Annotated in this window: 2 protein-coding genes and 1 pseudogene (1 of these 3 only partly in view); all 3 read left to right on the plus strand. The window is 67.7% G+C overall.

Annotated features, from left to right (window positions below; translation table 11 throughout):
• The first annotated feature begins 256 nt into the window (after positions 1–256).
• Positions 257–1,351, plus strand: a complete 1,095-nt coding sequence (locus tag K789_RS0120695; protein WP_024368415.1) for an ABC transporter ATP-binding protein — start codon at positions 257–259, stop codon at positions 1,349–1,351.
• A complete protein-coding gene (locus K789_RS0120700; RefSeq protein WP_024368416.1) occupies positions 1,351–2,103 on the plus strand; it encodes an ABC transporter permease in 753 nt (250 codons plus the stop codon). The genes K789_RS0120695 and K789_RS0120700 overlap by 1 nt, the downstream gene beginning before the upstream one ends.
• Positions 2,100–2,277: pseudogene (locus K789_RS23720) on the plus strand (ABC transporter permease) (it continues 570 nt past the right edge of the window). The gene K789_RS0120700 and the pseudogene K789_RS23720 overlap by 4 nt, the downstream one beginning before the upstream one ends.

A 2,277-nucleotide genomic window follows, 5' to 3' on the forward strand; every position in this document is an offset into this window, starting at 1 on the left:
CCCCGCGTTGCATGTGTAGCACCCCCAATGGCGGTGGATGGGTGCTGTCGGAAAACTTTTCCGGCGAGGCACCCATCCAAAATCGCCCCGGCCACGAATGGCTAAGTCAGCCCCGGTGCCCTTGTTCAGGTCCCTGACTTTGCCAGCCGTGCTGGCTAGGCTGTGTTCTACCGTCTTTACAGTCAAAAATCAGCATGCATATGATCAGTTGGCTGGACCGTCCGATGTTGCCGCCAACAGTTAGGTAAGCCCGGAAATGGCTGAAGCCATGATCGAGTTCCAGAACGTCACCAAGCAGTACCAGGGCGGTCAGGCCGCCGTCGATGACTTGACCATGTCCATCGACCAGGGCGCCATCACGGTCTTCGTCGGCCCCTCGGGGTGCGGCAAGACCACCTCGCTGCGGATGATCAACCGCATGGTCGAGCCGACGTCAGGGACCATCACGGTGGGCGGCCAGGACGTCACCTCGGTGCCTGCGGCGAAGCTGCGCCGCTCCATGGGCTACGTGATGCAGTCCTCCGGGCTGATGCCGCACCGTTCCGTGCTGGACAACATCGCCACCGTGCCCCGGCTCAACGGCGTGTCCAAGGCCGAGGCGCGGAAGCGCGCACAGGAACTGCTCGACGTCGTCGGACTGGCGTCCGCGCTCGGCAAGCGCTACCCCTCGCAACTGTCCGGCGGCCAGCAGCAGCGCGTCGGGGTGGCGCGGGCGCTCGCCGCCGACCCCCCCGTGCTGCTCATGGATGAGCCCTTCAGCGCCGTGGACCCCGTGGTCCGCGACGAACTGCAGCAGGAACTTCTCAGGCTCCAGCGCGACCTCGCCAAGACCATCGTCTTCGTCACCCACGACATTGACGAGGCCACCGTGCTGGGGGACAAGGTCGCTGTGTTCGGCCTCGGCGGCAAACTGGCGCAATACGCCACTCCGGAGGAAATCCTCCGCGCCCCGGCCAACGACTTCGTGGCTTCCTTCGTCGGCCGGGACCGCGGCTTCCGGCACCTGGGCTTCAGCCCGTCCGACGGCGTCACCGTGCACCCCGCCAGGACAGTCACCCCCGGTGAACTCGAGCAGGCCGGCAACGCTTCCGGCGAGTGGCAGCTGGTGGTCGACGACGGACTGCGTCCCCTCGGCTGGTCCGGTCCGGGCAAGGGCGCCGGGACGGTTCCCGGCGGATCCCTCTTCCGGAAGGGCGACACGCTCCGCCGCGCCCTCGACGCGGCGCTGTCGTCGCCGTCCGGACTCGGCGTCGCCGTGGACGCGGACGGCCGGGTGGCCGGCGTCATCACCGCCGAAGAAGTCCTCGCCGTGATCGAATCCGACCGCCACGTCCGCCAGGGCGCGCTCTGATGGACTGGTTCCTGGCCAACAGCGCGCAGGTCTTCAGCCTCGCCGGCCAGCACCTCGTCCTGGCCATCCTGCCGATGGTGTTCGGAGTGCTGATTGCCGTCCCCCTGGCCCAGTTCGCCCGGCAGAACCGCGGGCTCCGGTCCGTGGTCCTGACAGCCTCCTCGCTGCTCTACACCATCCCGTCGCTTGCGCTTTTCATCATCCTGCCGACCGTCCTCGGAACCCGGATCCTGGACCCGGTCAACGTCGTCGTGGCCCTGACCATCTACGCGGTTGCCCTCCTGGTGCGTGCCACCCTGGATGCCTTTGACTCGGTGGACGAGGACCTCCGGCAGGCCGCCGTCGCCATGGGATTCAAGCCCTTCGCCCGTTTCCTTCAGATCGACCTGCCGCTGTCCCTGCCGGTGCTGTTCGCCGGACTGCGGGTAGTCTCCGTCAGCAACATCTCGCTGGTAAGCGTCGCGGCCTTGCTCGGCATCGGCAACCTTGGAATGCTCTTCACCTCGGGCCTGCAGCGCGACTTCGTCACGGAAGTGGTGGTGGGCATCATCGCCATCCTCATCCTTGCGCTGCTGATGGACGCGGTCCTCGTCCTGCTTGAACGGCTGCTGACGCCCTGGACCCGCGCCGCGGCCGCGACGGGCGCCAACGCCGATTCCGGCAGCGTTTCCGACGACGGACGCGGCAAGGCGGGCACCGCTGCCGCAGCGCTGCGGTTCGCGCGGCCCAAGACCGGAGGGGGAAACGCATGAGCAACGTCGTCACCGACACCTTCGCCTGGCTCGGCGATCCGGAGCACTGGTCCGGCAGCGCCGGAATTCCCGCGCGGCTGGCCGAGCACCTGCTCTACACCGGCCTGGTCATGCTGATCGCCACCGCCATCGCTGTGCCTATCGGCCTGTACGTCGGGCACACCGGCCGCGGGC

It is taken from the genome of Arthrobacter sp. TB 26, from assembly GCF_000427315.1.
Classification (GTDB): domain Bacteria; phylum Actinomycetota; class Actinomycetes; order Actinomycetales; family Micrococcaceae; genus Arthrobacter.